This window comes from Cellulomonas avistercoris (assembly GCF_014836445.1).
In the GTDB taxonomy this organism is placed as follows: Bacteria; Actinomycetota; Actinomycetes; order Actinomycetales; family Cellulomonadaceae; genus Cellulomonas; species Cellulomonas avistercoris.
Map to the genome: position 1 here is coordinate 102,719 of NZ_JACSQV010000014.1, position 25,226 is coordinate 127,944.

Annotated in this window: 24 protein-coding genes; 11 read left to right on the forward strand and 13 right to left on the reverse strand. The window is 75.2% G+C overall.

Annotated elements, in window-relative coordinates; translation table 11 throughout:
- Positions 1-11: 11 nt before the first annotated feature.
- From H9657_RS15515 to H9657_RS15525, 3 genes are read left to right on the forward strand one after another with little or no spacing between them, the layout of a single operon-like run.
- Positions 12-1,040, forward strand: coding sequence for an NAD-dependent epimerase/dehydratase family protein (locus H9657_RS15515; protein WP_191784323.1), 1,029 nt, complete (start codon positions 12-14; stop codon positions 1,038-1,040).
- 46 nt (positions 1,041-1,086) lie between these two features.
- Positions 1,087-1,611: a DsbA family protein gene (locus H9657_RS15520; protein WP_191784324.1), complete on the forward strand. Its 525-nt coding sequence runs from the start codon at positions 1,087-1,089 to the stop codon at positions 1,609-1,611.
- A 57-nt stretch (positions 1,612-1,668) separates the two neighbouring features.
- Complete coding sequence (locus H9657_RS15525) at positions 1,669-2,517, forward strand: SDR family NAD(P)-dependent oxidoreductase (RefSeq protein ID WP_318241539.1); 849 nt, start codon at positions 1,669-1,671, stop codon at positions 2,515-2,517.
- A 49-nt stretch (positions 2,518-2,566) separates the two neighbouring features.
- On the opposite strand, the gene nhaA is transcribed toward H9657_RS15525, so the two are convergent.
- Both nhaA and H9657_RS15535 read right to left on the reverse strand, forming a co-directional pair.
- Positions 2,567-4,015 carry a Na+/H+ antiporter NhaA gene (gene nhaA / locus H9657_RS15530; protein WP_318241540.1) on the reverse strand — a complete coding sequence of 483 codons (1,449 nt, stop codon included), beginning with the start codon at positions 4,013-4,015 and terminating at the stop codon, positions 2,567-2,569.
- Between the two features lie 4 nt (positions 4,016-4,019).
- Entirely contained in the window at positions 4,020-4,466 is a 447-nt protein-coding gene (locus tag H9657_RS15535; RefSeq protein WP_191784325.1) for an HIT family protein, read from the reverse strand.
- A 147-nt stretch (positions 4,467-4,613) separates the two neighbouring features.
- Here H9657_RS15535 and H9657_RS15540 point away from each other — a divergent pair, with 147 nt between their 5' ends.
- Positions 4,614-5,378, forward strand: a complete 765-nt coding sequence (locus H9657_RS15540; RefSeq protein WP_191784326.1) for an alpha/beta hydrolase — start codon at positions 4,614-4,616, stop codon at positions 5,376-5,378.
- 55 nt (positions 5,379-5,433) lie between these two features.
- Here the strand turns inward: H9657_RS15540 and H9657_RS15545 are convergent, their stop codons facing one another.
- Positions 5,434-5,997 (reverse strand): NYN domain-containing protein, encoded by a 564-nt coding sequence (locus tag H9657_RS15545; protein ID WP_191784327.1) that lies wholly within the window; start codon positions 5,995-5,997, stop codon positions 5,434-5,436.
- Between the two features lie 172 nt (positions 5,998-6,169).
- Between H9657_RS15545 and H9657_RS15550 the strand changes: the two genes are divergently transcribed.
- A complete protein-coding gene (locus tag H9657_RS15550) occupies positions 6,170-6,709 on the forward strand; it encodes a MarR family winged helix-turn-helix transcriptional regulator (RefSeq protein ID WP_191784328.1) in 540 nt (179 codons plus the stop codon).
- 101 nt (positions 6,710-6,810) lie between these two features.
- Positions 6,811-7,338 carry a flavodoxin domain-containing protein gene (locus H9657_RS15555; protein WP_191784329.1) on the forward strand — a complete coding sequence of 176 codons (528 nt, stop codon included), beginning with the start codon at positions 6,811-6,813 and terminating at the stop codon, positions 7,336-7,338.
- Between the two features lie 81 nt (positions 7,339-7,419).
- Here H9657_RS15555 and H9657_RS15560 read toward each other — a convergent pair whose 3' ends face one another.
- Positions 7,420-8,301 carry a serine/threonine-protein kinase gene (locus H9657_RS15560; RefSeq protein WP_191784330.1) on the reverse strand — a complete coding sequence of 294 codons (882 nt, stop codon included), beginning with the start codon at positions 8,299-8,301 and terminating at the stop codon, positions 7,420-7,422.
- A 225-nt stretch (positions 8,302-8,526) separates the two neighbouring features.
- Between H9657_RS15560 and H9657_RS15565 the strand changes: the two genes are divergently transcribed.
- The 3 genes from H9657_RS15565 to H9657_RS15575 are packed head-to-tail and all read left to right on the forward strand — an operon-like array spanning position 8,527 to position 10,904.
- Positions 8,527-9,690: a ferrochelatase gene (locus tag H9657_RS15565; protein ID WP_191784331.1), complete on the forward strand. Its 1,164-nt coding sequence runs from the start codon at positions 8,527-8,529 to the stop codon at positions 9,688-9,690.
- 39 nt (positions 9,691-9,729) lie between these two features.
- Positions 9,730-10,446, forward strand: a complete 717-nt coding sequence (hemQ, locus tag H9657_RS15570; RefSeq protein ID WP_318241541.1) for a hydrogen peroxide-dependent heme synthase — start codon at positions 9,730-9,732, stop codon at positions 10,444-10,446.
- 23 nt (positions 10,447-10,469) lie between these two features.
- Positions 10,470-10,904, forward strand: coding sequence for an META domain-containing protein (locus H9657_RS15575; protein ID WP_191784332.1), 435 nt, complete (start codon positions 10,470-10,472; stop codon positions 10,902-10,904).
- Here the strand turns inward: H9657_RS15575 and H9657_RS15580 are convergent.
- The 7 genes from H9657_RS15580 to H9657_RS15610 all read right to left on the reverse strand — a co-directional run bounded on the left by H9657_RS15580 (position 10,895) and on the right by H9657_RS15610 (position 18,404).
- Entirely contained in the window at positions 10,895-12,196 is a 1,302-nt protein-coding gene (locus tag H9657_RS15580) for a Glu/Leu/Phe/Val family dehydrogenase (RefSeq protein ID WP_225215424.1), read from the reverse strand. The two genes, H9657_RS15575 and H9657_RS15580, sit on opposite strands and share 10 nt — an antisense overlap.
- Positions 12,197-12,231: 35 nt before the next feature.
- Positions 12,232-12,711 (reverse strand): hypothetical protein, encoded by a 480-nt coding sequence (locus tag H9657_RS15585; protein ID WP_191784333.1) that lies wholly within the window; start codon positions 12,709-12,711, stop codon positions 12,232-12,234.
- A 154-nt stretch (positions 12,712-12,865) separates the two neighbouring features.
- Positions 12,866-13,906 (reverse strand): LacI family DNA-binding transcriptional regulator, encoded by a 1,041-nt coding sequence (locus H9657_RS15590; RefSeq protein WP_191784334.1) that lies wholly within the window; start codon positions 13,904-13,906, stop codon positions 12,866-12,868.
- 195 nt (positions 13,907-14,101) lie between these two features.
- Complete coding sequence (locus H9657_RS15595) at positions 14,102-15,010, reverse strand: carbohydrate ABC transporter permease (RefSeq protein WP_191784335.1); 909 nt, start codon at positions 15,008-15,010, stop codon at positions 14,102-14,104.
- On the reverse strand, positions 15,007-16,017 hold the full coding sequence (locus tag H9657_RS15600; protein WP_191784336.1) for a carbohydrate ABC transporter permease: 1,011 nt from the start codon (positions 16,015-16,017) through the stop codon (positions 15,007-15,009). Before H9657_RS15600 ends, H9657_RS15595 begins: the two co-directional genes overlap by 4 nt.
- 94 nt (positions 16,018-16,111) lie before the next feature.
- Positions 16,112-17,413: an ABC transporter substrate-binding protein gene (locus H9657_RS15605; RefSeq protein ID WP_191784337.1), complete on the reverse strand. Its 1,302-nt coding sequence runs from the start codon at positions 17,411-17,413 to the stop codon at positions 16,112-16,114.
- A gap of 457 nt (positions 17,414-17,870) precedes the next feature.
- Positions 17,871-18,404, reverse strand: coding sequence for a DUF2505 domain-containing protein (locus tag H9657_RS15610; protein ID WP_191784338.1), 534 nt, complete (start codon positions 18,402-18,404; stop codon positions 17,871-17,873).
- A gap of 118 nt (positions 18,405-18,522) precedes the next feature.
- On the opposite strand from H9657_RS15610, the gene H9657_RS15615 reads away from it, so the two are divergent.
- A complete protein-coding gene (locus H9657_RS15615) occupies positions 18,523-20,004 on the forward strand; it encodes a sensor histidine kinase (RefSeq protein ID WP_191784339.1) in 1,482 nt (493 codons plus the stop codon).
- 168 nt (positions 20,005-20,172) lie between these two features.
- Here the strand turns inward: H9657_RS15615 and H9657_RS15620 are convergent, their stop codons facing one another.
- Positions 20,173-20,421, reverse strand: coding sequence for a WhiB family transcriptional regulator (locus tag H9657_RS15620; protein ID WP_089803287.1), 249 nt, complete (start codon positions 20,419-20,421; stop codon positions 20,173-20,175).
- A 537-nt stretch (positions 20,422-20,958) separates the two neighbouring features.
- On the opposite strand from H9657_RS15620, the gene H9657_RS15625 reads away from it, so the two are divergent.
- Complete coding sequence (locus H9657_RS15625; RefSeq protein WP_191784340.1) at positions 20,959-21,414, forward strand: hypothetical protein; 456 nt, start codon at positions 20,959-20,961, stop codon at positions 21,412-21,414.
- Between the two features lie 18 nt (positions 21,415-21,432).
- Here H9657_RS15625 and H9657_RS19740 read toward each other — a convergent pair whose 3' ends face one another.
- Positions 21,433-25,158 carry an FtsK/SpoIIIE domain-containing protein gene (locus H9657_RS19740; protein ID WP_191784341.1) on the reverse strand — a complete coding sequence of 1,242 codons (3,726 nt, stop codon included), beginning with the start codon at positions 25,156-25,158 and terminating at the stop codon, positions 21,433-21,435.
- Positions 25,159-25,226 lie beyond the last annotated feature (68 nt).

A 25,226-nucleotide genomic window follows, 5' to 3' on the forward strand; every position in this document is an offset into this window, starting at 1 on the left:
CGGAGGTGCGCATGAGGGTCGTCGTCGTCGGCGCCAGCGGCAACGTGGGGACTGCGGTGCTGCGCCGGTTCGCGCAGGACAGCACCGTGACGTCCGTCGTCGGCGTCGCGCGCCGTGCGCCGCGCGAGCGGCCGCCGGCCCCCTACGACGTCGCGACGTGGGTGGCCTGCGACGTCGGCGCCGACGACGAGCAGGTCACGGCCGCGCTCGCGGACGTGTTCGCCGGCGCCGACGCCGTCGTGCACCTGGCCTGGGCGATCCAGCCCAGCCACGACCGGGACCGGCTGCGCGCGACCAACGTCGTCGGCACGCAGCGCGTGGTGGAGGCCGCCGAGCGGGCGCGCGTGCCGCACCTGGTCGTGGCGTCGTCCGTGGGTGCGTACTCGCCGTCGCCCGGTGACGCCCCGCGCGACGAGACCTGGCCCACCGACGGCGTCCCGTCCTCGTCGTACAGCGTCGACAAGGCCGCCGTCGAGGCGGTCCTCGACCGGGCCGACGAGCGCGGCGACCTCGTGATCGCCCGGCTGCGCCCCGCGCTGGTGTTCCAGCACGACGCCGGCCACGAGATCGCCCGGTACTTCCTCGGGCCGCTCGTGCCGCAGCGCGTCCTGGACGGCCGGGTCCCCGTGCTGCCCTGGCCCCACGGGCTGCGGCTGCAGGCGGTCCAGGCCGACGACCTCGCCGACGCCTACCGCGAGGCCGTCGTCCGGCAGGTGCGCGGTCCGTTCAACCTCGCCGGCCCCGGGATCGTGCGGGGGCCGGACGTCGCGGCGCTGGTGTCCGGCGCGCGCCTGCGGGACGTGCCGGTCCGCCTGGCGCGCGCGGCCGTGTCCGTCGGGTGGCGTGCGCGCGTGGTCCCCGTGGGTCCGGGCTGGCTCGACATGGCGATGTCGGCGCCCGTGCTCGACACGACGCGCGCCGAGCGCGAGCTCGACTGGCGGCCCCGCCGATCGGGCGTCCAGGCGGTGCACGAGGTCCTCACGGGCATCGCCGCCGGCGCGGGCACGGTCAGCCCGCCCCTGCGCCCGCGCGGGCGGTGACGGCCTCCCGCGTGCGGGTGCGTGCGTCGCGCGGCACGCTGGGCGCATGACGTCGCCCGAGCGCACCGCGGTGATCACCGACCCCGACCGCCACGTCCTGGGCCATCCCGACGCGCCCGTCACGATCGTCGAGTACGGCGACCTCGAGTGCCCGTACTGCCGCGACGCCGAGCCGGTGCTCCGGCAGCTCGTCGAGGAGTCCGACGGGCGCGTGCGCCTGGTCTGGCGCCACTTCCCGCTGTTCCAGGTGCACCCGCACGCGCTCGCGGCGGCGCTCGCGGCCGAGGCCGCCGGTGCGCACGGGCAGTTCTGGCAGATGCAGCGGCTGCTGTTCGAGCACCAGGACGCCCTGACGGACGACGACCTCGCCCGGTACGCCCAGGAGCTGGGGCTCGACCCGGAGCAGATCGTCGGCGCGCCGGCGGACCGGTACGCCCGCGCGGTGCAGGCCGACTACGAGGGCGGCATCGAGCTCGACGTCCCGGGCACGCCGACGCTGGTCGTGGACGGCGTGCCGTACCGGGGCCGCATCGCGCTGGACGAGCTGCGCGGCGTCGTCGGCGCGGTGTGACCGCCGCCGCACGACCCGCGGCGGGCGTCCGGCCGGGTGCTGCGCCACCATGGGCTCGTGACCACGACGACGCCCGACCTGCCGACCCGTCCTCCCGTCCCGCGCACGGCACTGGTCACCGGTGCCGGCCGGGGGATCGGGCGTGAGCTGGCCCTCGCGCTGGCGCGCGAGGGGTACGCGCTGGGGCTCGTGGCACGCACGCGCGAACGCCTCGAGGAGGTCGCCGACGAGGCCCGTGCGCTCGGCGCACCGGTGACCGTGGCCGCGGCCGACCTGGTCGACGCGACGGCGGTCGCGGACGCGGTCGGGCGCGTCGAGGCGGGCCTGGCGTCGCAGGGCGGCATCGGGCTGCTCGTCAACAACGCGGGCGTCATCGAGCACGCCGAGCTCCCGTTCGCGGCCGACGACGTCGAGGACGTCTGGCGCGTGGTCGAGACGAACGTGCGCGGCCCGTTGCTCGCGACCCACGCGGTCCTGCCGGGCATGCTCGCGCGCGGTGGTGGGCGGGTGCTCAACATGAACTCGGGCGCCGGGCACCGCGCCATGACGTCCTACACCGGCTACGCGATCAGCAAGGGCGCGCTCGCGCGTCTGACGACCCAGCTGCACCGCCAGTACGCCGAGGCCGGCATCCGGGTGCTGGACCTGGCGCCCGGCGTCGTGGCGACCGACATGACGGCCGCCATGCCGGTGCACGCGCAGCGCACCGAGTGGACGTCGCCCGAGCAGGTCGCGGCCCTCGTCGTGGGCTTCGCCGCGGGCGAGCTCGACGCGTTGTCGGGGCGCTTCGTGCGGGCGGGTGTCGACACGGTCGACTCGTTGCGTGCGCACGCCGACGTGATCGTGGCGACGGACGCCCGGACGCTGCGGCTGTCGACCTGGGGCGCGGACGACCCGGCGGTGTGACGCGGGTGTGACGCGGCGTCCCCGGGCGGCAGTGCGGGCGGGTCGGGCGTCAGTCGGTCGTGGTCGCGTCCGCGGGCGCGGCGGCCTGCCGCCAGGGCAGCGGGGGCAGCGTCGGCGGCAGGTCCGGCGGCGTGCACAGCGGCAGCCGCTCGCCGAGCCAGCGCAGCAGGAGCGAGCCCGCGACGGCCGCGACGAGCGAGCCCGCGAGCACGCCGATCTTGGCCCGCTCCAGGAGCACCGGGTCGTCGAACGCGAGCTGCGCGATGAACAGCGAGATGGTGAACCCGATGCCCGCCAGGACGGCGCCGCCCATCAGGTGGCCCCAGCGCACGCGGCCGGGCAGGTCGCCCAGCCCCAGGCGCAGGGCGAGCGTCGCGGCACCCGCGATGCCCACGGCGTTGCCGAGCACCAGCGCGACCGCCACGCCGACCGTCAGGCGGGACGAGAACGCGTCCGCGAGCGTGGCCGGGTCGAGGCGCACGCCCGCGTTGGCGAGGCCGAAGAGCGGGACCACCACGAACGCGCTCCACGGGTGCAGCGCGCGCTGCAGCCGGTCACCGGTCGGCACGGCCGCGCGGCCCGCGATCTCGGCGGCGTGCTCGCGGTCGGCGCCCCCCTCGGACAGGAACCGGCGTGCGTGCACCGCGACGGCCTGGCGGCGTCGCTCGTGGGGCAGCGACGTCGGCACGAGCAGTCCGACGAGGACGCCGGCGATCGTCGCGTGGACGCCCGACGCGAGCACCGCCACCCACAGGGCGAGCCCGACGGCGACGTACGGTGCCAGGCGCCACACGCCGCGGCGCCGCAGCACGACCAGGGCCGCCACGAGGACGGCGGCCGCCGCGAGCGCCCGCAGGTCGACGTCGTCGGTGTAGAACACGGCCATCGCCGCGATCGCGCCGATGTCGTCGACGATCGCGAGGGTCAGGAGGAACAGGCGCAGCCGGTCGGGGCAGCGGGGGCCGAACAGCGCCAGGACGCCCACGAGGAACGCGGTGTCGGTCGACATGACGACGCCCCACCCGTGCGCGGCCTCGGTGCCGCCGTTGAACGCGAGGTAGACCAGGACGGGTACGAGCAGCCCACCGATCGCACCGAACGCGGGCACGGCCACCGCGCGGGGGTCGCGCAGCTCGCCGCGCGTGAGCTCGCGGTTGATCTCGAGGCCCACGACGGCGAAGAACACGGCCATCGCGAGGTCGTTGACCCAGTGCTGCAGGTCCATCTCGATGCCGGCACCGCCGACGAAGACGCCCGCGGGTGCGTGCCACAGGGCGGTGTACGTGTCGCGCCACGGGGAGTTGGCCCACACGAGCGCAGCGAGCGTCGCGACGAGGAGCACGGCCGCGCTGCCGGCCTCGGTCGCCAGGAACGTGCGCAGGGCGGGCGCGAGGCTGCTGCGAGCGCCACCGTGCGCGCGGAGCACCCGCGAACGCAGCGTGGGACGTGCGCCGGGCGCCACGTCGACGGTGGGCGGCGTGCTGCGCGTGCCGGCCACGCGGTCAGAGAGCGGGGGAGGTGACGTCGGCGGGGACGTGGTCGCCGTGCCCGGCGGCGCGCAGCGCGTCGCGCAGACGCTCGGCGGCGGCGTCGAGCTCGGCCTCGGGCACGTCGTGGCGCGCCTGGTCGAACGCGAGGCCGGACTCGTCCCACGCGGGCAGCACGTGCAGGTGCAGGTGCGGCACCTCGAAGCCGGCCACGAGGAGCGCGGCGCGCGGCGCGTCCCAGGCGGCGCGCTGCGCGAGGCCGACGGCCTTGGCGACCTGGACGAGGTGGGCCAGCAGGTCGTCGGGTGCGTCCGTCAGCTGCTCGACCTCGTCGCGCGGCACGACGAGCGCGTGACCGTCGGTGATCGGGGCGATCGTGAGCAGGACGACCGCCCGTTCGTCCGCCCACACGAAGCGTCCGGGGATCTGGCCGTCGATGATGCGGGTGAACAGCGTCGGCATGGTGCACACGCTAGCGCGTCGTCACGCACAGGGTCTGTGAAACGTTTACGGCCTCGCGTGCGTCTTGTCCCCGCGCCGACGACCGCCTAGGAATCGCATGTGCGTCTGCAACCCGTCACCGTGTCCCCCCGTCCCACGAGCGCGCACGTGAGGTCGGCCGTCGTCGCCGCTCTCGCGCTCGGCCTGCTCGGCGCGTGCTCCGCCGGCACCGAGCCGCAGACCGGCGACCCCGCGCAGGCCACCGCGGCCGAGACACCCACGATGCTCGCCAGCGCCCCCGTCGACCTGGCGGCCGCCGAGCCTCCCGAGTGCCTCTCCGACGGCATCGCCTACGCCACCGTCGGGCAGGACGCGGGTGCCACCACGGTCGCCTGGGCCGGTGCGGGCGACCGCGGCGTCCTGTTCGCCCCGCAGGAGAACGGCGACGTCTGCCAGTGGTCCGCGGAGGTCGCCCGGCTCGCCGGTGCCGGGTACCTCGTCGCGACGTACGACTGGGGCGCGTCGGGCCAGGCGGGCTTCCAGGCGGCGCTGGACGTGCTCAAGGCCACGGGCGCGGACCGCGTGGCGTTCGTCGGCGCGTCCGCCGGCGGCACGCTGGCCGCGGGGCTGGCCGACGACCTGTCCGCCGTCGCCGTCGTCGCGCTGAGCCCGCCCGCCCAGTACGGCGACGTCGACGCGCGCGTCGAGGCCAACCAGTTCACCGGCCCGCTGCAGGTCTTCTCCTCGACCGACGACCCCCAGGTGCCGGCGGCCGACAGCGCGCTCGTCGTGCGCAACGACAAGACGTCGATCGTCACCGAGGTGTCCGGCACGGCCCACGGCATCGAGTTCATGGCACCCGACGGCTACCACGCCGAGCACGTGCGCGGCACGATCGACACAGCGCTCAGCCAGGGCTTCGGCGAGGGCTGAGCCACCGGCGTCCGACGACGGCCGCACCCGGGTCCCCGGGGCGGCCGTCGTGGGCTCACAGGTAGCGCAGCGGGTCGAACTCCTCGAGGGGGATGATCCGCAGGCGCGGCAGCTGCACGTTGAACGCCGCGACGTCGCTCTCGAGGTCGAACGTCTGCAGGCCACGGGCCGTCAGGCCCGCGAGCGACTGGCTCGTGAACTCCCGGAACGCGAGCAGCCCCACGCGGCGCCCCGCGTCCACCAGCTCGGCGACCTCCGGCGCGAAGTCGCCGTCGTGGCTCGCCAGCAGGACGTCGCCCTCGCGGTCCGCGATCGCCTCGAGCGTGCGCTTGATGCCGATGTCGACGACCTTCTCGTACGACTCGCCCGACAGCGGGATCGGCACGAACCCGATCGCGGTGAGCGCCTGCACGAAGGACATCGGCAGCGAGCCGTTCGACGCGTTGAGGAAGAACAGCGCCTTGACCGGCTGGTCCCACGTCTGCTGCGCGAAGCTCAGCACCCGCTCCCAGCGAGGTCGCTGCTCGGGCGTCGGTCGTCCGCCGAGGATGGAGGAGCCGAGCGTGGCGTCGATGTTCTCGCCGTCGACCAGCAGGTACGTGGTGCCCGTCTCGCTCATCGCCCCAGCCTAGACGGGCACGGGCGGCGCGGACGGCACGTCCGCGACGGCCGGGAGTCCGCCGGCCCGCGGGCGGCGGACCTCGACGCGGTGTGGTGACATGATCTCTCCTCGTCCCGGCGAGGACCGGTGGCGGGCACCCGTCGCCGTGGCGGGCAGGAGGGACGGGGTGATGTCCGACCACGACCTCGGACCGGCGGCGCCGGCCGACCGTCCGCCGCGCAGCGACGTCGACGTCCGCGCGTCGGTGGCCGCCTGGGAGGCGCTGTTCCGCGCCCAGGTCACGCTCGTGCGGCGGTTCGCACGGCACGACGTGTGGGGCGGCACGAGCATGCGCGAGTACGACGTGCTCTACACCCTGTCGCTCGCCGAGGACGGGGCGCTGCGCCTGCGCGAGCTGGCCGGGTCGAGCCTCCTGACGCAGCCCAGCCTGTCGCGGCTCGTCGACCGGCTGGAGGCCGAGGGGCTGGTCCGGCGCGGACCGGTCGCAGGCGACCGGCGGGGCAAGGTCGTGCAGCTGACGGAGGCCGGGCGGCGACGTCAGCGCGAGATCGGACGGCGCCACGCCCGTTCGATCGACGCCCTGGTCGGCGGTGCGCTCGACGCCGAGGAGCTCGCGACGCTCCAGCGGCTGTGCGACCGGCTGCGTCTCGCGCAGGCCGACCTTCCCGATCCCGTCGCGCTCACGGGTGACGACCCGCCCGAGGTCTGACGACGCCACGGGGACCTCCGGCCCACGCCGTGCCCCCCCGCCCCGGCGACGATGGGAACCCGGAGGGCACGGCGCCCGCCGGACGACGGCGAGGAGGAACGATGCGCATCCTGCTGACGGTGGCGTCGCGCCACCAGGGCACGTGGGAGATCGGCGAGGTGATCGCGCGTCGGCTGGGTGAGCGGGGTCACGAGGTCGACCTGCGGGCGCCCGAGGACGTCACGAGCGTGGCGGACCACGACGCGGTGGTGCTGGGATCGGCGGTCTACACCGCGCACTGGCTGCCCGCCGCGCGCGACCTGGCGGAGCGCTGCGCCGACGAGCTCCGCGCCCGGCCGGTCTGGGTGTTCTCGTCCGGCCTCGCCACCCAGCCGGCCAACTCCGCGAACTCGCCTCTCGAGGTGGCGGCCCTGCGCGAGCGGATCGGGGCCCGCGCGCACCGCAGCTTCCGCGGGCGTCTGGACCGCTCGCTGCTGTCCTTCACCGAGCGCGCGATCATCGCCGGCGGCCGTGCGCGCGAGGGCGACCACCGGGACATGGCGGCCGTCGCCGCCTGGGCCGACGAGATCGCCGACGCGCTCGGCACGGCACCCGCGCAGCGGCCCGTGGGGGCCTCGCACCGGTGCTGAGCCGGAGGTGCTGAGCGTCTCGCGCTGAGCGTCTTGTGCTGAGGGCGTCGGGGGAGACGGGTCGCGTGGTGCGCGCTGCGGTCAGGAGACGCGCAGCGCCCGCTCGCGCTGGCGTCGGAGCCCGCGCAGCTCGGCGGCGGCGGCGACCATGGTGGGGCGCTGGTCCGGGTCGGTGCGGGTCATGGCGCGCAGCAGCGCGGCGAAGTCGCGGTCGAGGTCGTCGGCGATCTGCGGGCCGTGCAGCAGCCGGGCCAGCGACGCCGTGAGCGGGTCGCCGGGGTACGCGCGGCGGCCCGTGAGGCACTCGAGCAGGACGAGCCCGAGCGAGTACATGTCGCTCGCGGGCCCCGCCTGCTCCCCGAGCGCCTGCTCGGGGCTCTGGTAGCTCGCCGTCGCGCGGTCGTCCGTGCGGCTCGTGCGCGGTGCGGCGTCCGACGCGGCGATGCCGAAGTCCGCGAGCACGACGGGCAGGGTCGGGGCGTCGCGCCGGCCGGAAGCCGGGGTCGTGTCCGCCACCAGGACGTTCGACGGCTTCACGTCGCGGTGCACGACGCCGGCACGGTGCGCGTGGGCGAGGCCCTGCGCGAGCTGGTGCCCGATGTCCGCCGTCGTGGCGGCGTCGAGCGGGCCGTCCGCGACGAGCTCGCGCAGCGTGCGGCCCTCGACGAGCTCCATGACCAGGAACGCGACGGGCCCGGTGCCCGGTGCGACGTCCGCGCCGACGTCGAGCAGGGCCACGAGCGAGGGGTGGGACAGCTCGGCGAGCACGCGCGCCTCCTGCGCGTACCGCCGCACCTGCGCCGGGTCGGCGCCCGCCAGGCGGAAGAGCTTGATCGCGACGGGACGGTCCAGCCGGGTGTCCACCGCCCGGTACACCTGTGCCGATCCGCCCTCGCCGAGTCGTTCGCCCAGGACGTAGCGATGCGCCAGCTCGGGCGCGGCGTGCCGCCCGGCGCGCGTCACGGCTTGCTCATCGGTAGGGGCTCCGGTTCCTCGCGGCTCGGCACGCGGACCGCGCGCCACGACGACGGTAGAGCCGTCCCCGGAAGGGCGCACGCGGAGCCCACCGAACGGGTGAGGCGCCGGCGTGCAGGAGGTGACAGACCGTCCCGACAACGTCACGTGCCGGGCGGCCGGCCACCGCAGGGCGTCCCGCGGGCGCGGTGGGATGATCGGACGGTGCCTCTCGTGACGCCCCCCTCGACCGACCCGACGCCGGACGCCGGCACGGCGGGCCTGGCGCCGTACGACGCCGTCCTGCTGTTCTCCTTCGGCGGCCCGAACGGCCCCGACGACGTCCTGCCGTTCCTGCGCAACGTGACCGCGGGCAAGAACATCCCCGACGAGCGACTGGCCGAGGTCGCGGAGCACTACCACCACTTCGGCGGACGCAGCCCGATCAACGAGCAGAACCTCGCGCTGCGGGCCGCCCTGCAGGCCGAGCTGGCGCGGCGCGGTCTCGACGTCCCCGTCGTGTGGGGCAACCGCAACTGGGAGCCGTACACGCGCGACGCGCTGGCCGAGGCGCGTGCCGCCGGTGCGCACCGCATCGTCGCGCTCGTGACGTCGGCGTACTCGTCGTACTCCGGCTGCCGGCAGTACCGCGAGGACCTCTGGGCGGCGCTGGACGCGGTGGCGACCCCGGACGGCGAGCCGCTCGTCGTCGACAAGGCACGCTCCTACTTCAACCACCCGGGCTTCGTCCAGGCCAACGTGGACGCGGTCGTCGAGGCGTACGGGGCGACGTCCGCCGACGCCGCGTGGCCCCGCCTCGTCTTCGTGACGCACTCGATCCCGGACACGATGGAGGCCGCGTCGGCCGTCGCCGGCGCGTCGTACCGCGAGCAGCACCTCGACGTCGCCCGCACCGTCGCCGCAGCGGCCGGGCAGCGTCTCGGCCGCCCGGTCGAGTGGGACCTGGCCTTCTGCTCGCGCTCGGGCCCGCCCAGCCAGCCGTGGCTCGAGCCCGACGTCAACGACCACCTCGAGGCGCTCGCGGCGGCGGGCACGACGTCGGTCGTGCTGTCGCCGATCGGCTTCGTGTCCGACCACATGGAGGTCGCGTTCGACCTCGACACCGAGGCGCTCGCCACGGCGCACGAGCTGGGCATGACCGCCGTGCGGGCCGACTCCGTGGGCGTGCGCGAGCCCTTCGTGCGCGGCCTGGTCGACCTGCTGCTCGAGCGCGCCGCGATCGCCCGGGCCGACGACGCCGGTGCGCCCCGGCCTGCCGAGGCGACGGCGGGCGACCTGCCCGCGTTCCGCTCGGTCTGCGTGCCGGGGTGCTGCCGGATGCGCGAGGGCGTCGACTCGGGCCGCCCGGCCGCGTGCTCGGTCGACCCCTGGTCCTGACCCCACCCGACCTGCTGCCCACCCGATGACGGAGCTCTTGTGACCACGCACGCGACCGCCCACCCGACCGACCCCGATGCGCTCAACACGACCATCCGCTACACGATGTGGTCGGTGTTCGCCGTCGACGGCCCGCTGCCCGCCGACGCGGCGGAGCGTGCGGACGTCGTCGCCGACGCGCTGCGTGCGGTCGCGTCCGACCCCGGGCTCGTCGTGCGCGGGTGGTACGACGTCGCGGGGCTGCGCGCGGACGCCGACCTCATGGTCTGGTGGCACGCCGAGACCGTCGAGCAGGTCCAGGGCGCCTATCACCGGCTGCGCGCGAGCGCGCTCGGCGAGGTGCTGACACCCGTCTGGTCCGTCGTCGGCCTGCACCGTCCCGCGGAGTTCAACCGGGCCCACGTCCCGGCCTTCCTCGCCGGGGAGCCCGCGGGCGACTACGTGTGCGTCTACCCGTTCGTGCGGTCGTACGAGTGGTACGTCCTGCCGGACGACGAGCGGCGGCAGATGCTCCACGAGCACGGCGCGGCCGCGCGCGACTACGCCGACGTGCGCGCCAACACCGTCTCGTCGTTCGCGCTGGGCGACTACGAGTGGGTGCTCGCGTTCGAGGCGCCCGAGCTGCACCGCATCGTCGACCTCATGCGTGACCTGCGGGCGACGCAGGCGCGCCTGCACGTCCGCGAGGAGGTCCCCTTCTACACGGGGCCGCGCGTCGAGCTCGAGGAGTGGGCGCAGCTCCTGCCGCGCGCCTGAGGCTCCAGGTGCCATGATCGAGCATGCGCGACGACGGGCACGACCGGCCGACCTTCGCCGACCCCGCGGGGGCGGTCCCGGACGCCCCGTGGCTGCACGGCACGTGGCGGGTCGTGCGCTGCGACGGCGCGCCCCTCGCCGACGGCCTGCAGGGCCCGCCGTGGCTCACCTTCGACGGTGACGGCATGGTGTTCGGCTACGCGGGGGTGAACCGCGTGCGCGGGACGTGGCGGCTCGACGGCACGGCGCTGACGTTCGGGCCGGTCGTCGCCACGCTCATGGCCGGTCCGCCGGCGGCGACGGCCACCGAGCGGACCGTCCTCGGCGTGCTGCAGGACAGCGGGCACGTGACGCCCGAGCGCGACACCTTCGCGCTGCGGACGCCCGGTGGACGGGTCCTCGAGCTCGTGCGCGCGCCCGACGTCCCTGCCGTGGGGGAGAGCCCTGCTCAGGGGTAGAGGCCGCGGATCAGGTGCGCCTCCGCCACCCGGCGGACGCCGATCGTCATGGCGGCCTCCCGCAGCGTCACCGACTCGGCCCGCGCGAGCGCGGCGACCGCGGCGTGGCTCGCGAGCATGCGCTGCTCGAGCCGCTCGGCGATCTCGCCCTCGGTCCACCAGTACGCCTGGTTGGCCTGCACCCACTCGAAGTAGCTGACCACGACCCCGCCGGCGTTCGCCAGGACGTCGGGCACCACCACGACGCCCCGTTCCGCGAGCACCCGGTCGCCCTCGCTCGTGGTGGGTCCGTTGGCGCCCTCCACCACCCATCGCGCCTTGACGTGCTGGGCCGTCTCGCCGTCCAGGACGCCCTCGACGGCGGCCGGCACGAGCAGGTCGACGTCCAGCGCCAGGAGCTCCTCGTTGCTCAGCGGGTCGGCGTCCGGGAACCCGGTCACGGATCCCGTGCTGGCGACGTGCTCCAGCAGCGCCGGCAGGTCGAGCCCGTCGTCCCGTCGCACGCCCCCGTGCTCGTCGCTGACCGCGACGACGCGGCTGCCGGCCTCGTGCAGGAGCCTGGCGGTGTGCGACCCGACCTTGCCGAACCCCTGCACGGCCGCACGGACCTCGGACAGCTCGACGCCGTCGGCCCGCAGCGCCGCGCGCGCGGTGTGGACCACGCCCTGCGACGTGGCCGTCGGGCGTCCGAGCGACCCACCGACCGCGAGCGGCTTGCCCGTGGTCACCGCCGGGATCGTGTACCCGCGGTTGACCGAGTACGTGTCCATGACCCAGGCCATGGTCTGCTCGTTCGTCCCGATGTCGGGCGCCATGATGTCCCGCTCGGGGCCGATCATGGGCATGATCTCACTCGTGTAGCGGCGGGTGATGCGCTCGAGCTCACCGGTCGAGTGCGCGTGCGGGTCGACCGTGACGCCTCCCTTCGCACCGCCGTAGGGGACGTCGACGACGGCGCACTTCCACGTCATCCACATGGCGAGCGCGCGGACCTCGTCGATGTCGACGCCGAGCGCGTAGCGCAGTCCACCCTTGCCGGGTCCGCGCGAGATGTTGTGCTGCACGCGGTAGCCGGTGAAGACCTGGACGCGACCGTCGTCGCGCCGCAGCGGCACGGCGACGCGCAGCTCGCGGCGCGGGGTCGCGAGCACCTCGTGCAGGTCCTCGCCGTACCCCAGGATCTCGACCGCACGCCTCAGCTGTGCCTGCGCGGTCGCCAGGGGGGCGGTGTCCGGGTCGGGGTGCGGGTGGACGGCCGTGCCGTCCGTGGTCGTGGTCGAGGGGTGGCCCATACCTCACCCTGGCACGTCGACCAGCCCGCCACCCGTCAGCAGAGCCGAGTGTCCGTCACCCACCTGACGACGTTGCCGCCGAGGTGACGGCTGTGACGCGCGGGCACCAGGACGCACGTCCCGAGCGACCCGTCGGAGCGGACGGGGGCGACGAACAGGCTGGTGGAGCGGCAGTTGATCACGCGGGCGGTCCACGGCGACGGGAACGCCAGGTAGTACGACGAGAGGTAGTCGCACCAGACCTCGGCGTCCTCGGTGCCGGCCGGCGTCGTGACGGCGTCCGGGGCCGCGGCCGGCGGGGCCGCGACGCTCCGGTCCGTGCTCGTGGCGGCCGACCGGGCCGCGCCGGCGTCGCGCGCGGTAGCAGCGCTCGGCAGCGTGGTCGCCACGACCGCCGCGACCGCCAGCGCGGTCGTGACGCGGCGACGGGCGCGCATGCCGCGCGCCGCGTGCAGCCGCTCGTGCCGTGTGGCCGGGACGGCGGCGTGGCGCGCGTGGCGGGTGGTGCGGAGCATCGCGTCCCCTCTCGGCTCCCGCCGAGCGCTGACGGGGGCGCCGCACCCCGTCGTGCGACGCCGGACCCACCCTGACGCGACGTCACCCGTGCTGTCAAGGCGTGACAGCACTGGGGTCAGAGCCCGCCATTGCTGGGTGCCGCCCGCGGACGGATCAGGCGGACGCGCGCACCACGAGCTCGGGGGCGAAGATGAGCGGCTCGGCGCCGGGGGCCCCGTGCAGCTGGTCGAGCAGCCGGGCGCCGGCGGCACGCGCCATGGCGACGACGGGCTGGATGACGCTCGTCAGCGGCGGCGTGGTGGTCGCGGCCACCCCGAGGTTGTCGTAGCCGACGATCGCCACGTCACCGGGCACCTCGCGCCCGAGCTCGGCGAGCACGCCGAGGGCTCCGGTCGCCATGAGGTCGGAGGCGATGAAGATCCCGTCGACGTCGGGGAAGCGGGTGAGCAGGTCGCGCGCGGCGTGCGCGCCCGACGTGATGGTGAAGTCCCCGTGGACGACCGCGGACTGGTCGAGGTCCGAGGCGGCCATCGCGAGGCGCCACCCGGCGAGCCGGTCGATGCCGGCGGACATGTCCTGCGGCCCCGCGATCGTGGCCACGCGTCGGCAGCCACGGTCGATGAGGTGCTGCGTCGCGAGCCGCCCGCCCTCGGTGTTGTCGGTGTCGACGTACTGGACGTCCTCGTCCGACGCCGACAGCGGGCGACCGACGAAGACGTTCGGGACGCGCGAGGCGAGCAGCGCACGGTCGAGCTCGTCGTCCCGGTGGTGCGACACCACGATCGCCCCGTCGACGTGCCCGTTGCGCAGGTAGCGGATGGTCCGCTCGCTCTCGCCCGGGCGGGCGATGACGAGGACGACCTGGATGTCGGAGTCGGCGAGCGACGTGCTCAACCCGTTGAGCGTGCCCGCGAAGAAGGGGTCCGACAGCACGCGCTCGTCCGGCTCGGGCACGACCAGAGCGATCGAGTCCGTGCGGCGGGTCACGAGGGAGCGCGCGGCGCGGTTGGGCGTGTAGCCCAGGTCGGCGACGGCGGCCTCGACGGCCGAGAGCGCCTCGGGGGAGACCCGGAGCCCGCCGTTGATCGCGCGCGACGCCGTCGAGCGCGAGACGCCGGCGCGCTCGGCGACCTGCTCGAGGGTGGGCGCGGCCGGCCGCGACGGGTCGGTGCGGAGCGAGAAGTTGTCGACCACCGTTGGTCATCCCCTCTGTGGCTGCACTGAGGCAGCATGAACGTTCATCTGGCCAGGACTCTCGCGCCGCACGACGTGAGGGTACCTGCGGACCGTGCGGTCCCGGGGTGGGGGGGGGGGGGGGGGGGGGGGGGGGGGGGGGGGGGGGGGGGGGGGGGGGCGGGGGGCCCCCCCGACCAGGCACGACGTGCGGTGTCAGCCCTTGACCGCCCCTGCCATGATGCCCGCGACGAGCTGACGCCCGGCGACCACGAACAGCAGCAGCAGCGGGATCGCCGAGAGCACGACGCCCGCCATGACCAGGGACATGTCGACGAAGTACGTGGCCTGCAGCAGCTGGAGAGCCACGGGCAGGGTCGGGTTCGTCGAGCCGAGGACGATGAACGGCCAGAAGAAGTTCGTCCACGAGCCGACGAACGCGAACAGACCGAGCATGATCGCGGCGGGCCGCGCGGCCGGCAGGGCGATGCTCCAGAACGTGCGGATCATGGAGGCGCCGTCGACCCGCGCCGCCTCGATCAGCTCGTAGGGGAGCGCGGACTCGAGGTACTGCGTCATCCAGAAGACGCCGAACGCCGTGACCAGGCCGGGCACGATGACCGCGACCAGCTTGCCGAGCCAGTGCAGCTCCGCCATGACGATGAACAGCGGGACGATGCCCAGCTGTGTCGGCACCGCCGTGGTGGCGATGACGAACAGCAGCAGGCCGGACCGCCCGCGGAACCGCAGCTTCGCGAAGGAGAAGCCGGCGAGCGTCGAGAACAGCACGACCGACACCGAGGTGATGACGGCCACGATGATCGAGTTCGTCAGCGCCTTCCAGAAGTTGATGTCCGCGTTCAGCACCTCGGATGCGTTGTGGAAGAAGTTGCTGCCGGGGATGAGCGACGGGATCGGGTTCTGCGCGATGGTCGTGGCGTCCGAGCTCGCCAGCAGGAACGCGTAGTAGATCGGCGACACGAACACGAGGATCGCGAGCACCAGCAGCGTGTAGGTGACCCAGCCCGGCCGACGCTCCGAGCCGTACCCCCGCGAACGGTTCGCCGCTCGCGCGGCGCCGGCACCGGCGGTCTGCCGGATGTAGGGGACCGAGGGCGCGCTCATCGCTTGACCTTCTTCCGTCGTGGTTCCTTCGGCGTCGCGTCCGACGCGATGCGGCGGGTGAGCCAGAAGTTGAGCATGCCCACGGCGAGGATGATGAGGAACAGCACCCACGCGACAGCGGCCGCTCGTCCGAAGCTCTTCTGGTTGCCGAAGCCGAGCTCGTAGATGTACATGGTCACGGTCATCCACTGCCGACCGGGACCGCCCTGCCCGAGCTGGTCGAACATGCGCGGCTCGTCGAAGATCTGCAGGCCACCGATGGTCGACGTGATGACGACGAAGATCAGGGTCGGGCGGATCTGGGGGATCGTGATCGAGAAGAACTGCCGCACGCGGGCGGCGCCGTCGATGACGGCGGCCTCGTAGAGCTCCCGCGGCACGGCCTGCATCGCTGCGAGCAGGATCAGCGTGTTGTAGCCGGTCCACCGGAAGTTGACCATGGTGGCGACCGCGAAGTGCGACGGCAGCACGGCGCCGTGCCACTTGATCGGGTCGATGCCCACGATCCCGAGCACGGCGTTCGCGAGACCGGACTGGTCGGCGAAGACCTTGCCGAAGATGAGCGAGACGGCCACGGGGGCGATGACGTAGGGCACCAGCACGCCCATGCGCCAGAACGTCCTGGCACGCAGGTTCGCGTCGAGGATCGCCGCGAGCACGATCGCCACCATGAGCTGGGGGACCGTCGACAGCAGGAAGATGCTGAAGGTGTTGCGCAGGCCCTTCCAGAAGTTCGGCTCCTGGAAGACGAAGGCGAAGTTCTCGAAGCCGACGAACTCACCCTGGCCACCGAGCAGGTGCCAGTCGTACACCGAGACGTACGCGGTGTAGGCCAGCGGGAAGAGCCCGGTGAGGCCGAACAGGATGAAGAACGGCGAGATGTACAGGTAGGGCGAGACCTTGACGTCCCAGCGGCCCAGCTTCTGGCTGAAGCCGACGCGGCGCGGTTCGCGCGGGGAGTCAGGCAGCCGGCGCCCGGCGCGCGGCTGCGTGGTCGAGGTGGCCATGAGGGTCCTCCGGAGACTCAGGGGCGACGCGGACGGGGCCGGGTCGGTGGCGGTCACCACCGACCCGGCCCCGGAGCGTTGAGGTCAGGTCAGGTCAGCCGAGACCCTGGACCACCCCGACGAAGGTCTCCCACTGGGCGGCGGGGTCGGCGCCGTTGACGTCGACCTCGACGATCGCGTTGGAGATCGCGTCCTGGATCGTGAAGTACTGCGGGCCCTTGAAGGGCACGACGACGCCCTTGGCACGGTTGGCGAGGATCTCGCCGACGGGCGCGTTGTTGAAGAACTCGTTGGTCGCCGACTTGATCTCGTCGGACTCGAGCGCCTCGACCTGGCTCGGGAACGTGCCCTCGTTGTTGAAGGCCTCGATCTGCTGCTCAGGAGCGGTCAGCCACGCGGCCAGCTCCTTGGCGGCCTCGACGTTCTCGCCCTGCGACGGAACGGTCAGGAACGAGCCGCCCCAGTTGCCCGAGCCGCCGGGGAAGACGTCGGCCAGGTCCCAGCCGGTGACGCCGGCCGCGTTGCCCGCGATGACGCCGAGCATCCAGCCCGGAGCCAGCATGACGGCGAAGCCGTCCGTCTGGAACGAGTTCGTCCAGTCGTCGCTCCACTGGCTGAAGTGGGCGGACATGTTGTCCGTCTTCGCAGCGGACGTGACCTGGTCGTACATCGCCTTGATGCGCGGGTTGTCGAGCGCGATCACGTCACCGGAGTCGGGGTCCTCGTAGGCCGCCTCCTCCTGGTTGACCATGCCCTGGTAGACGGCGCTGGCGGAGTCGAAGAAGGGCTTGCCCGTCTTGGCCGTGTAGTCCTTGCCGACCTGGAAGAACGTGTCCCACGTGGCGGCGTCGCCACCGAAGAGCTCGGCGACGGACTCGCGGTCGCTCGGCAGGCCGGCGGCCTCGAAGAGGTCGGCGCGGTAGGCGATGCCCTCGGGGCCGACGTCGGTGCCGTAGCCGATGAGCTTGCCGTCCGGCGTGGTGGCCTGGGCGACCTTCCAGTCGAGCCAGCGGCCCTCGACGTCGGGGGACGCCAGGTCCTCGAAGTAGTCGGGGAACTGCATCAGCTCGGGCAGCCAGTCGACCTCGATGGCCTCGATGTCGGCGGTGCCGGAACCGGCCGCGAGACGCGTGTTGAGGTTCTCGCGCGCCTCGTTCGACGTCGCGGCGACCTTCTGCTCGATCGTGACGCCCGGGTGCTCGGCCTCGTAGCGGTCGAACATCTCGTCCGTGTAGCCGAACTTGTTGAAGGTGGCGACCGTGAGGGTGATGTTGCCGCCGTCCGCGGTCTCGTCACCCTCGCCCGCGTCGTCGCTCGAGGAGCAGGCGGTGGCGACGAGTGCAATGCTCGTCACACCAGCTGCGAGCGCCCACGCCTTGCGTGTGGTCTTGCGCACAATGACTCCCTTGTCAGTCGGACGGCTGCGTCGCCGTACACCTTGTCCGCGTGCCGCTCGCCCGGCCTGTGGGGCCGGACGGACGTCGCGCGTTGGGGCTTTCGGGCCCCGGCATGGGTGCGCTTCCGGATGAGTCTCGCGGGAGCGTTCCCACGCACTGCGGGACACCTTCGTCCCGGAGATGGGCGGGTGTCAAGGACGGTGCGGCGCAATGGGGTGGTGGTAGCGGTCCCACACGTACGTCCTCGCAGGTCAGCGCCATTTCCCACGCCTCCCACGTTATCCAATCGTTACGGCTCGGAGACCTGCCCGTGCCTCGTTCAGGCGACCGGCGTGCGGCCGCGCCGGGGCGGCTGGTCGGCCGCGTCTCGGCTGGGCCCATACCCCGACGAATGGGGCGTCGGGCGCGCACGGGAGGGCGCACCGCCCTGTGGCGGTGCGCCGTCCCGCGACGGGTTCAGGGAGCTGCCGGCCCGACCGTCGGTGTGCCGTCCGCGCCTGCGAGCCACCGGGCGGCCACGGACTGCTCCTCGCGCAGCGCTGCCCGCACGGCCGCGCCCGCGGCCTCCTCCACCGCGCTCGCGAACAGCGGGACGGCGGCACGGACCTCGCCCTCGTAGGTGACGCGCGACGCGTCGGGCCCGGTGGCCACCAGCGACGTGCGTCCCGTGACGCGCACCGGTGCCCCGGCGATCTCGACGACGACGGTCCCCGAGCGGGAGCCGTCCGCGGCTGCTGCCTCCCAGGCCTCGACCTGGCGCACGTCGATCCGCGCGCCGACCAGCGCGTGCAGGTGCGCGGGGATCTGTGACGTCGGCACGGCGCGGCGCGTCGTCACGGTGAAGGCGCCCGCCGCGGTGCCGGACACGTCGACCTGCTCGTCGACGGCGCCCGAGGCGCGCACCTTCGCGTGGACGTACGCCGGGTCGGCCAGCAGGTGGGCCGCACCGCGCACGTCGGTCGGCAGGTCGATCGTCACGTGCAGCTGCACCGCTGACCCCCCGGGGTGGTGTACTCCGGTCCGAGCGGCCGCGCGGACCATCGACGGGCGACCGCCCGCAAGGCGTCCGTCGTCCTCGAGCGTAGCCGCCGCTGCGTACCCTGGGCGTGTGTCCACGCTGAGCGACCTCGTCACGCGTCATGGTGCGCTCGACCCCGCCGACGTGGAGTGGTTGCACCTCCTGGTCGGCGACTGGCAGGTCGTGTCCGACCTGGCGTTCGCCGACCTGGTGCTGTGGCTGCCGACGCCGGACGGTGACTTCGTGGCGGTGGCGCAGTGCCGGCCGTCGACCGGGGCCACCGTGCACTACGACGACGTCGTGGGCTCCCGCCCGCCCGAGGGGCAGGTCTCCCAGCTGCGCCGGGCGCTCGAGGAGCAGGCTCCGCAGCGTTCGCGCGAGCCGCGCTGGTTCGGCTCGTACGCGGTGCGCGAGGAGGCGGTCCCCGTGGTGCGCGGCGGCAGGTCGATCGCCGTGCTCGCGCGCCAGACGAACCTGGGCGGCGCGCGCACGCCGTCGCGGCTCGAGCTGAACTACGTCGAGGCGGCCGACGACCTGGTGGGGATGGTCGCGCGCGGCGAGTTCCCCGCGCCCGACGCGCCGACGGGTCCCCGCCGCGGCGCGCCGCGCGTGGGCGACGGCCTGGTGCGCCTCAACGGTGAGGGCGAGGTGCTGTACGCGAGCCCGAACGCGCTGTCCTGCTTCCACCGCCTCGGCGTCCTGGGCGACCTCGTCGGCAGGTCGCTGATCGAGGTGACGTCGGACCTCATCGAGCAGAACGCGACGGTGGACGAGTCGATGCCGCTGGTGCTCATGGGCCGAGCGCCGTGGCGCGTGGACGTCGAGGCGCGCGGTGTGGCGCTCTCGCTGCGCGCGGTCCCGCTCACCGAGCGCGGTCAGCGCACGGGGGCGGTCCTGCTGTGCCGCGACGTCTCCGAGCTGCGGCGGCGCGAGCGCGAGCTCATCACCAAGGACGCGACGATCCGCGAGATCCACCACCGGGTGAAGAACAACCTGCAGACCGTCGCCGCGCTCCTGCGGCTCCAGTCGCGTCGCATGAGCTCGCCCGAGGCGCGCGACGCGCTCGCCGAGGCGATGCGACGTGTCGCGACGATCGCGCTCGTCCACGAGACCCTCTCCCAGACCCTCGACGAGAGCGTGCCCTTCGACGACCTCGTCGGTCGGAGCCTGCGCCTGGCGGCGGACGTCGCGACCGCGGGCGCGCACGTGCGCACCACGGTCCGCGGCTCGTTCGGCGCGGTGCCGGCGGAGGACGCGACGGCGCTGGCGCTCATCCTCACCGAGCTCGTGACGAACGCGGTCGAGCACGGTCTGGCCGGCCGCGACCAGGGCACGGTGGAGATCGTGGTGGAGCGCGAGGGCAACCGGCTGCGCGTCGAGGTCGCCGACGACGGCGGCGGCGTGCCGGAGGGCAAGGGTGAGGGCACCGGGCTGGGCACCCAGATCGTCTCGACGCTCGTCCGCAACGAGCTCGGCGGGTCGATCTCGTGGCTCGCGCGCGAGGGCGGCGGGACGTCCGTCGTCATCGAGGCCCAGCTGCGCCAGGGGAGGGACGCCGCGACCGTCGCGTGACGACGCGCCCTCGCGGCGCGCCCGCGGGGTGGTCCGCCGCGAGGGCGCTCACTCGCCGCGAGGGCGGTCACTCGGCGCGAGGGCGGTCACTCGGAGACGACGACGGGGCCGCCGTGGTCGGCGGCCCCGTCGGGGTGGTCGGCGGTCGTCGCCGGTCAGTGCTCGGTGTCAGCTGGCGCGGCGCTGGCGGGCGGTGCGGCGCTTCAGTGCGCGGCGCTCGTCCTCGGACAGCCCGCCCCAGACGCCGGCGTCCTGGCCCGTCTCGATGGCCCACTTGAGGCACGTGTCGACGACGTCGCAGCGACGGCAGACAGCCTTCGCCTCCTCGATCTGCTGCAGCGCAGGACCCGTGTTCCCGATGGGGAAGAACAGCTCGGGGTCCTCGTCGAGGCAGGCTGCGCGGTGACGCCAATCCATGGGGAATCTCCTTGGCACACGCATGTCTGCACGCCCGGAGGAGCGCGCGCGACAATGCATGGGATCAATGGTGGGGGAAACGTGCTGCACCAAGAGTCACACCCGGGGCGGCGGCGCACAAGGGTTACGGCAACGTTTCATGTGCATAACGACTGAGGCGTTCATCACACGTCTTGCCTCCTCGTCCGCCGCACCCGACGCGCCGCCCAGGATCCGGGCGCGACGTTCGGGTCGAACGTCCAGGTCAGCGGGTCGAGCGCCGTGCCATGCCGCTGACCTGGGAGATCACTGGGTGCGGGATGTCGGGATGCGGGGTGTCGTCGGTCACGCGGGGCGCGCGCGGCGACGGCGTGACGCGCTTCACCTCGCGGGGCCGCCGGGCCCGCGGCGTCGTGCACGGTGCTCCGGTGGCGTCGCGTGGTCGTAGCACCGTCGCGGCTCTGGTATGGGCGTGGCGAGCCCGCGCGGTGCCGCGCCCTGCGCACGCCGGCGCACGCAGCGGGGGACCCAGGGCGCGACGCCGCCTAGGGTCGTGCCATGCGCAGCACGCCCCCCGGCCCCGAGCCGGTCGACGGTCCCGGCGGGTCCGGCCCGCCGCATCCTGGCCCCGGCGGGCGCCCGACGATGCTGGCCGTCGCGTGCGCGCTGGTCCTGCTGGAGGCGACGGCTTTGGTGGTCGCCGTGGTCGCGGGCGTGGCGGCACTCGTGCAGGGCGGCGACGCCGGGCAGGTCGTCTTCCTGTGCGCGCTGGCCCTCGGGACCGCGGCGCTCCTCGTGCAGGCGGCGCGCGCCCTGTGGTCCGGGCGCCGGTGGGGGCGGGGCCCCGTGCTGACCGCGCAGGCGTTCCTCCTGGTCACGGCCGCGACGTGGTGGTCGTCGGGGGGTGGTCCCTGGGCCGCCGTGCCCGCCGTCGTCGCGCTGGTCGTCGCGGTCGCCGTCCTGACCCCGCGCGTCCTGGCCGCCACCTCCCGAGGGCGCGAACCGGGGGCCTGACGCCCTCGGCAGGTCCCGTCACGCCACGCCCGGCACGGGGCGCGGCGCGGGAGTGCGGTGCACCTGGACGCGGACGAGCTCGCGGTCCCGGCGCAGCACGCCGCGACCCGCGGGCCGTGCCCGGGGGTCCGCGTGCAGCGCGGAACCCGGACCCAGCAGGTCGGCCGCGGCGGGGCCGTGCGCGTCGAGCACGAGCAGCTGGCGCGCGCGCAGCGCCGTGGCGACCGGGCCGCGCCAGCCCGCGGCGGCGTGCTCGCTCGTGGTGGACAGCGCGACCACGCGGATCCCGTGCGACGCGGGCTCGAGCAGCCGTCCGACGCGCTCCGCCACCTCCGGCGCGTCGCGCTCGAGCAGGTCGACGTCGTCCACCAGGAGAGCGGTGGGGCCGGGTCGCCCGGGGGACCGCCGGGCGGCCCGGTCCAGGTGCGCGAGAGCGTCCGACGGTGGCACGGCCCGGCCGGCCCAGTCGTCGCCCACGCGTGCCGGACCTGCGGCCGGTGTCACGACGAGCACGTCGTGCCCGGTCGCTGCCCAGCCGTGGGCGAGCGTGCGCAGGGCCGTCGTACGCCCGGTTCCCGGTGCGCCGGTGACGACGAGCGGTCGGCCCGGGTCCACCTCGACCGGTCCTGGACCGTCACCCCCGACGCCGAGAGGGATCCAGCCGCCCGCGGGGATCGGACCGGACGGCGGCGTGGCCAGCTCGGGCACGACGCCGAGCCGCAGCGCCGCCCTCACGTGGTCGCCCGGGGCGGTGGTCGGGCGGTCGGCGGCGGGTGCCGGCAGCACGACCTGGCACACGAGGGCTCCCTGCGTGCTGGACACCACGGCGCGCCCCGGGGCGGTCCGCGGGCCGAGCAGACCGTGCGGGACCCCGGCCTGCGCGTCGAGCGAGGGGTCGGGCACCGGCAGGACGAGCCGCAGCCCGAAGGTGCCCGCCAGGCGCGACAGGGCCGGCACGACCGGTCCCGCCGCCGCCACGCGCACGCCGGCGGGCGGGTGGCGCAGCAACGCCGTGAGCAGGTCGACGCCGACGCCCCGCGCGTGCGTCGCGAGGGCGTCCAGCAGGGCGTCGAGCCCGTCGAGCAGGAGCACGACCGTCCCCGCCGCCTCGCGGCGCGTCGCGAGGCGGTCGAGCAGCAGCAGCGCGCGGTGCACGTCGTCGAGCGGGAGCGTCGTGCCCAGGAGCGGTCCCGCCGCCTCGCGCAGATGCCGGACGGCGTCGCCCGGCAGGCCCACGGTGTGCACGTGCGCACGGTCCAGCAGCGCGTGCCTGCCGACGGTGAGCAGCGCCGTGGACCGCCCCGAGCGCGGCCCGCCGAGCACGAGGAGGTGGCCGTGCCCCGGCCCCCACCGCACGGGTGCACGGCGCTGCTCGTCGGGGACGTCGGCCACGGCGACGAGCAGGCCGTCGGCGTCCGCCCCGGCGCCCACCTCGTCCGCGGTGACGCGGTCCGGCAGCGCGCGCGTCCAGGGCACACCCGTACCCGGGAGGTCCCGTGCCGCCTCACGACACGCGGTCACCCAGGCGGCGACGTCGTCGTCGGGCGGCCCCATGACGCGCCAGGCCGTGGCACGCGGCACCGGGACGGAGGGCACGATGCGGACCGGCGGCGCCGTGCGCCGGTGCCGCGCGCGCGCCACCTGCAGGGGCGTCACGGGCCGGGCGCCGGTCCGGACCAGCGCGCTGCCGGGGTGGGCGGCGTCGCGGGGGGGGGGGCCCCCGCACCCCACGACGTCGCGCGAGTCGTCCTCGTCGGCGACGCGCAGCGCGATGCGCAGGCCGACGTTCGCGCGCAGGTCAGCGGGCACCGCACCGGCCGGACGCTGCGTCGCGAGCAGCAGGTGCATGCCCAGCGCGCGGCCCTGCGCCGCGAGGCGCGCGAGCGCGGCGGCGGCCTCGGGCAGGTCGTCGACGCGCGCCCGCAGCTCGTCGACGCCCACGAGCAGGCGGGCGGGCGGCGCGGCGCCCGCGCGGTCCAGGTCGGCGACGTCGGTGCAGCCCGCGGCGGCGAGCAGGCGCTCGCGGCGGCGCAGCTCCGCCCGGAGCCCCGCGAGCGTGCGCCGGGCCGCGGCGACGTCGAGGTCGTGGACGTGGTCGACGACGTGCGGCAGCCGCGCGAGCGGGCCCAGGCCCGTGCCGCCCTTGAAGTCCACCAGCAGCACGGCGAGGCGGGACGGGGGGGTGCTCAGCGCGAGCCCGAGCACGGCGGTCGTCAGCAGCTCGGACTTGCCGGCGCCCGTCGTGCCCGCGACGAGCGCGTGCGGCCCGTCCTGCAGCAGGTCGAGGACGACGGGCCTGCCGCCCGCCCCGGTGCCCACGGGTGCGGCCAGCGTGCCGGGGCCGTCCGGACGGCTCCAGGACGACGCGACGGCTGCCGCGTCGGGCGGTGGCACGCCGGGCAGGTCTCCCAGCGCCGGGGCCGGCGCGGGAGCTCGCACCGCCGAGGTGCCGTGCGCGGACAGCAGCCAGCCCAGAGCGGCGGCCGACCGTGCCTGCGCGTCGGCCACGTCCGGGTCCACCTGCTCGAGGGCGGCGGGACCCGGCGGCGTGCGGTCGTCGGTGCGCAGGACCGTGGACGCCCAGGCCGGCGGGGACGAGCCCGGCGGCACCACCAGCAGGAGCCGGGCGCGCGGCACGGCCAGGCGCCACGACGCCAGCGTGGTGTCGCTGCCGTCCGCGACCACCAGGACGTCGTCGTCCTCGGCCGCCGGCAGGCGGGCGTCGGGATCCCACCAGCGCGTCCAGGCCCAGTCCGCCGCGGCACCGGTCCGCAGCACGAGGCGGACCGGCGCACCCGCACCGAGCGTGCGCAGGACGAGGGCGCGAGCGGCGCCCAGGGTCGAGCTGCGCGGCCCGACCAGCGCGAGGGTGGCGTCGGGCGGCCACGGCGCGTCGTCGCCCGGGACGGGCGCGGTGAGGTCGCGCAGCCGCAGACCCGTCGTCAGGCGCAGCAGCGCGACGTCCGAGGCCGGCGCGACGGTCGTGACGCCCGCCGGTGGACGGACCTGCGGTGCGCGGGCCCCCCGCACGCCGAGGAGCCCGACGAGGCCCGTGGCGGCCGTGAGCAGGAGCAGCGGCTGACGCAGTGCGACGGCCAGGGCGAGCGCAGCGGCCGACGATGCGAGGGCGGTCCACGCCCACGGCGGCACCCGTGGCCTGCGGCCGGGACGGGGTCGCTCGTCGCCGACCGCCTCGCGCAGCCTCAGCCGCGTCGGGCCGACCCGGAGGTCCGCGTGCGCGGGCCAGCGGCGTGGCAGGCGCCCGACCGTCGACCGGCGGGACCGCCCGCGGCGCCGAGCGGGACCCAGGTCGACCGCCGTCGTCCGGCGCGGACCGGTGGTCCGGACCGTGGTGCGGGTGCCGCGGCGACGCACCTCGACACCCACCTGTGGCGGCAGGCGCAGGTGCCGGCGCGCGCCGTCGACCAGCGGCAGCAGGCGTCCGGCACCCGGGCCGGTGAGCACGGCCACGTGGGTCCCCGCGGCCACGGCCGCGTCGACGTCGTGGTGCGGCGCCGGCCCGGGCCCCAGGTGGGCGCCGGGGAGGAGCGGGGGCGCCCCCGCGGGGTGCTCGTCGTCGAGGACGTGCCCCGCGACCTCCAGGCGCGCTCGCGGTGCCGCCCAGCGGGTGTCCCCGGTGAGCACCGCGAGCCGGCGCCGCAGGTCACCGGCCGGCAGCCCGACCTCCACCTCGAGGTCGAGGTGCCGGCGGGGCAGGACGGGGGACGGCAGCGTGAGGCGCACCCCGGGAGCATCCGCCCCGCGGGGTGCGCCGTGACGTCCCGGGGCCGGGAGGTGTGGGTGACACCTCC

Bases quoted from the DNA above. Each gene is read 5' to 3' on its own strand.
- H9657_RS15535 (WP_191784325.1), bottom strand. From the start codon at position 4,466: ATGCCGACGCTGTTCACCCGCATCATCGACGGCCAGATCCCCGGACGC.
- H9657_RS15555 (WP_191784329.1), top strand. From the start codon at position 6,811: ATGCGCATCCTGCTGACGGTGGCGTCGCGCCACCAGGGCACGTGGGAG.
- H9657_RS15620 (WP_089803287.1), bottom strand. From the start codon at position 20,421: ATGGATTGGCGTCACCGCGCAGCCTGCCTCGACGAGGACCCCGAGCTG.
- H9657_RS15585 (WP_191784333.1), bottom strand. From the start codon at position 12,711: ATGCTCCGCACCACCCGCCACGCGCGCCACGCCGCCGTCCCGGCCACA.
- H9657_RS15580 (WP_225215424.1), bottom strand. From the start codon at position 12,196: ATGGGCCACCCCTCGACCACGACCACGGACGGCACGGCCGTCCACCCG.
- H9657_RS15515 (WP_191784323.1), top strand. From the start codon at position 12: ATGAGGGTCGTCGTCGTCGGCGCCAGCGGCAACGTGGGGACTGCGGTG.
- H9657_RS15595 (WP_191784335.1), bottom strand. From the start codon at position 15,010: ATGAGCGCGCCCTCGGTCCCCTACATCCGGCAGACCGCCGGTGCCGGC.
- H9657_RS15545 (WP_191784327.1), bottom strand. From the start codon at position 5,997: ATGAGCGAGACGGGCACCACGTACCTGCTGGTCGACGGCGAGAACATC.
- H9657_RS15550 (WP_191784328.1), top strand. From the start codon at position 6,170: ATGTCCGACCACGACCTCGGACCGGCGGCGCCGGCCGACCGTCCGCCG.
- H9657_RS15600 (WP_191784336.1), bottom strand. From the start codon at position 16,017: ATGGCCACCTCGACCACGCAGCCGCGCGCCGGGCGCCGGCTGCCTGAC.
- H9657_RS15520 (WP_191784324.1), top strand. From the start codon at position 1,087: ATGACGTCGCCCGAGCGCACCGCGGTGATCACCGACCCCGACCGCCAC.
- H9657_RS15575 (WP_191784332.1), top strand. From the start codon at position 10,470: ATGCGCGACGACGGGCACGACCGGCCGACCTTCGCCGACCCCGCGGGG.
- H9657_RS15625 (WP_191784340.1), top strand. From the start codon at position 20,959: ATGCGCAGCACGCCCCCCGGCCCCGAGCCGGTCGACGGTCCCGGCGGG.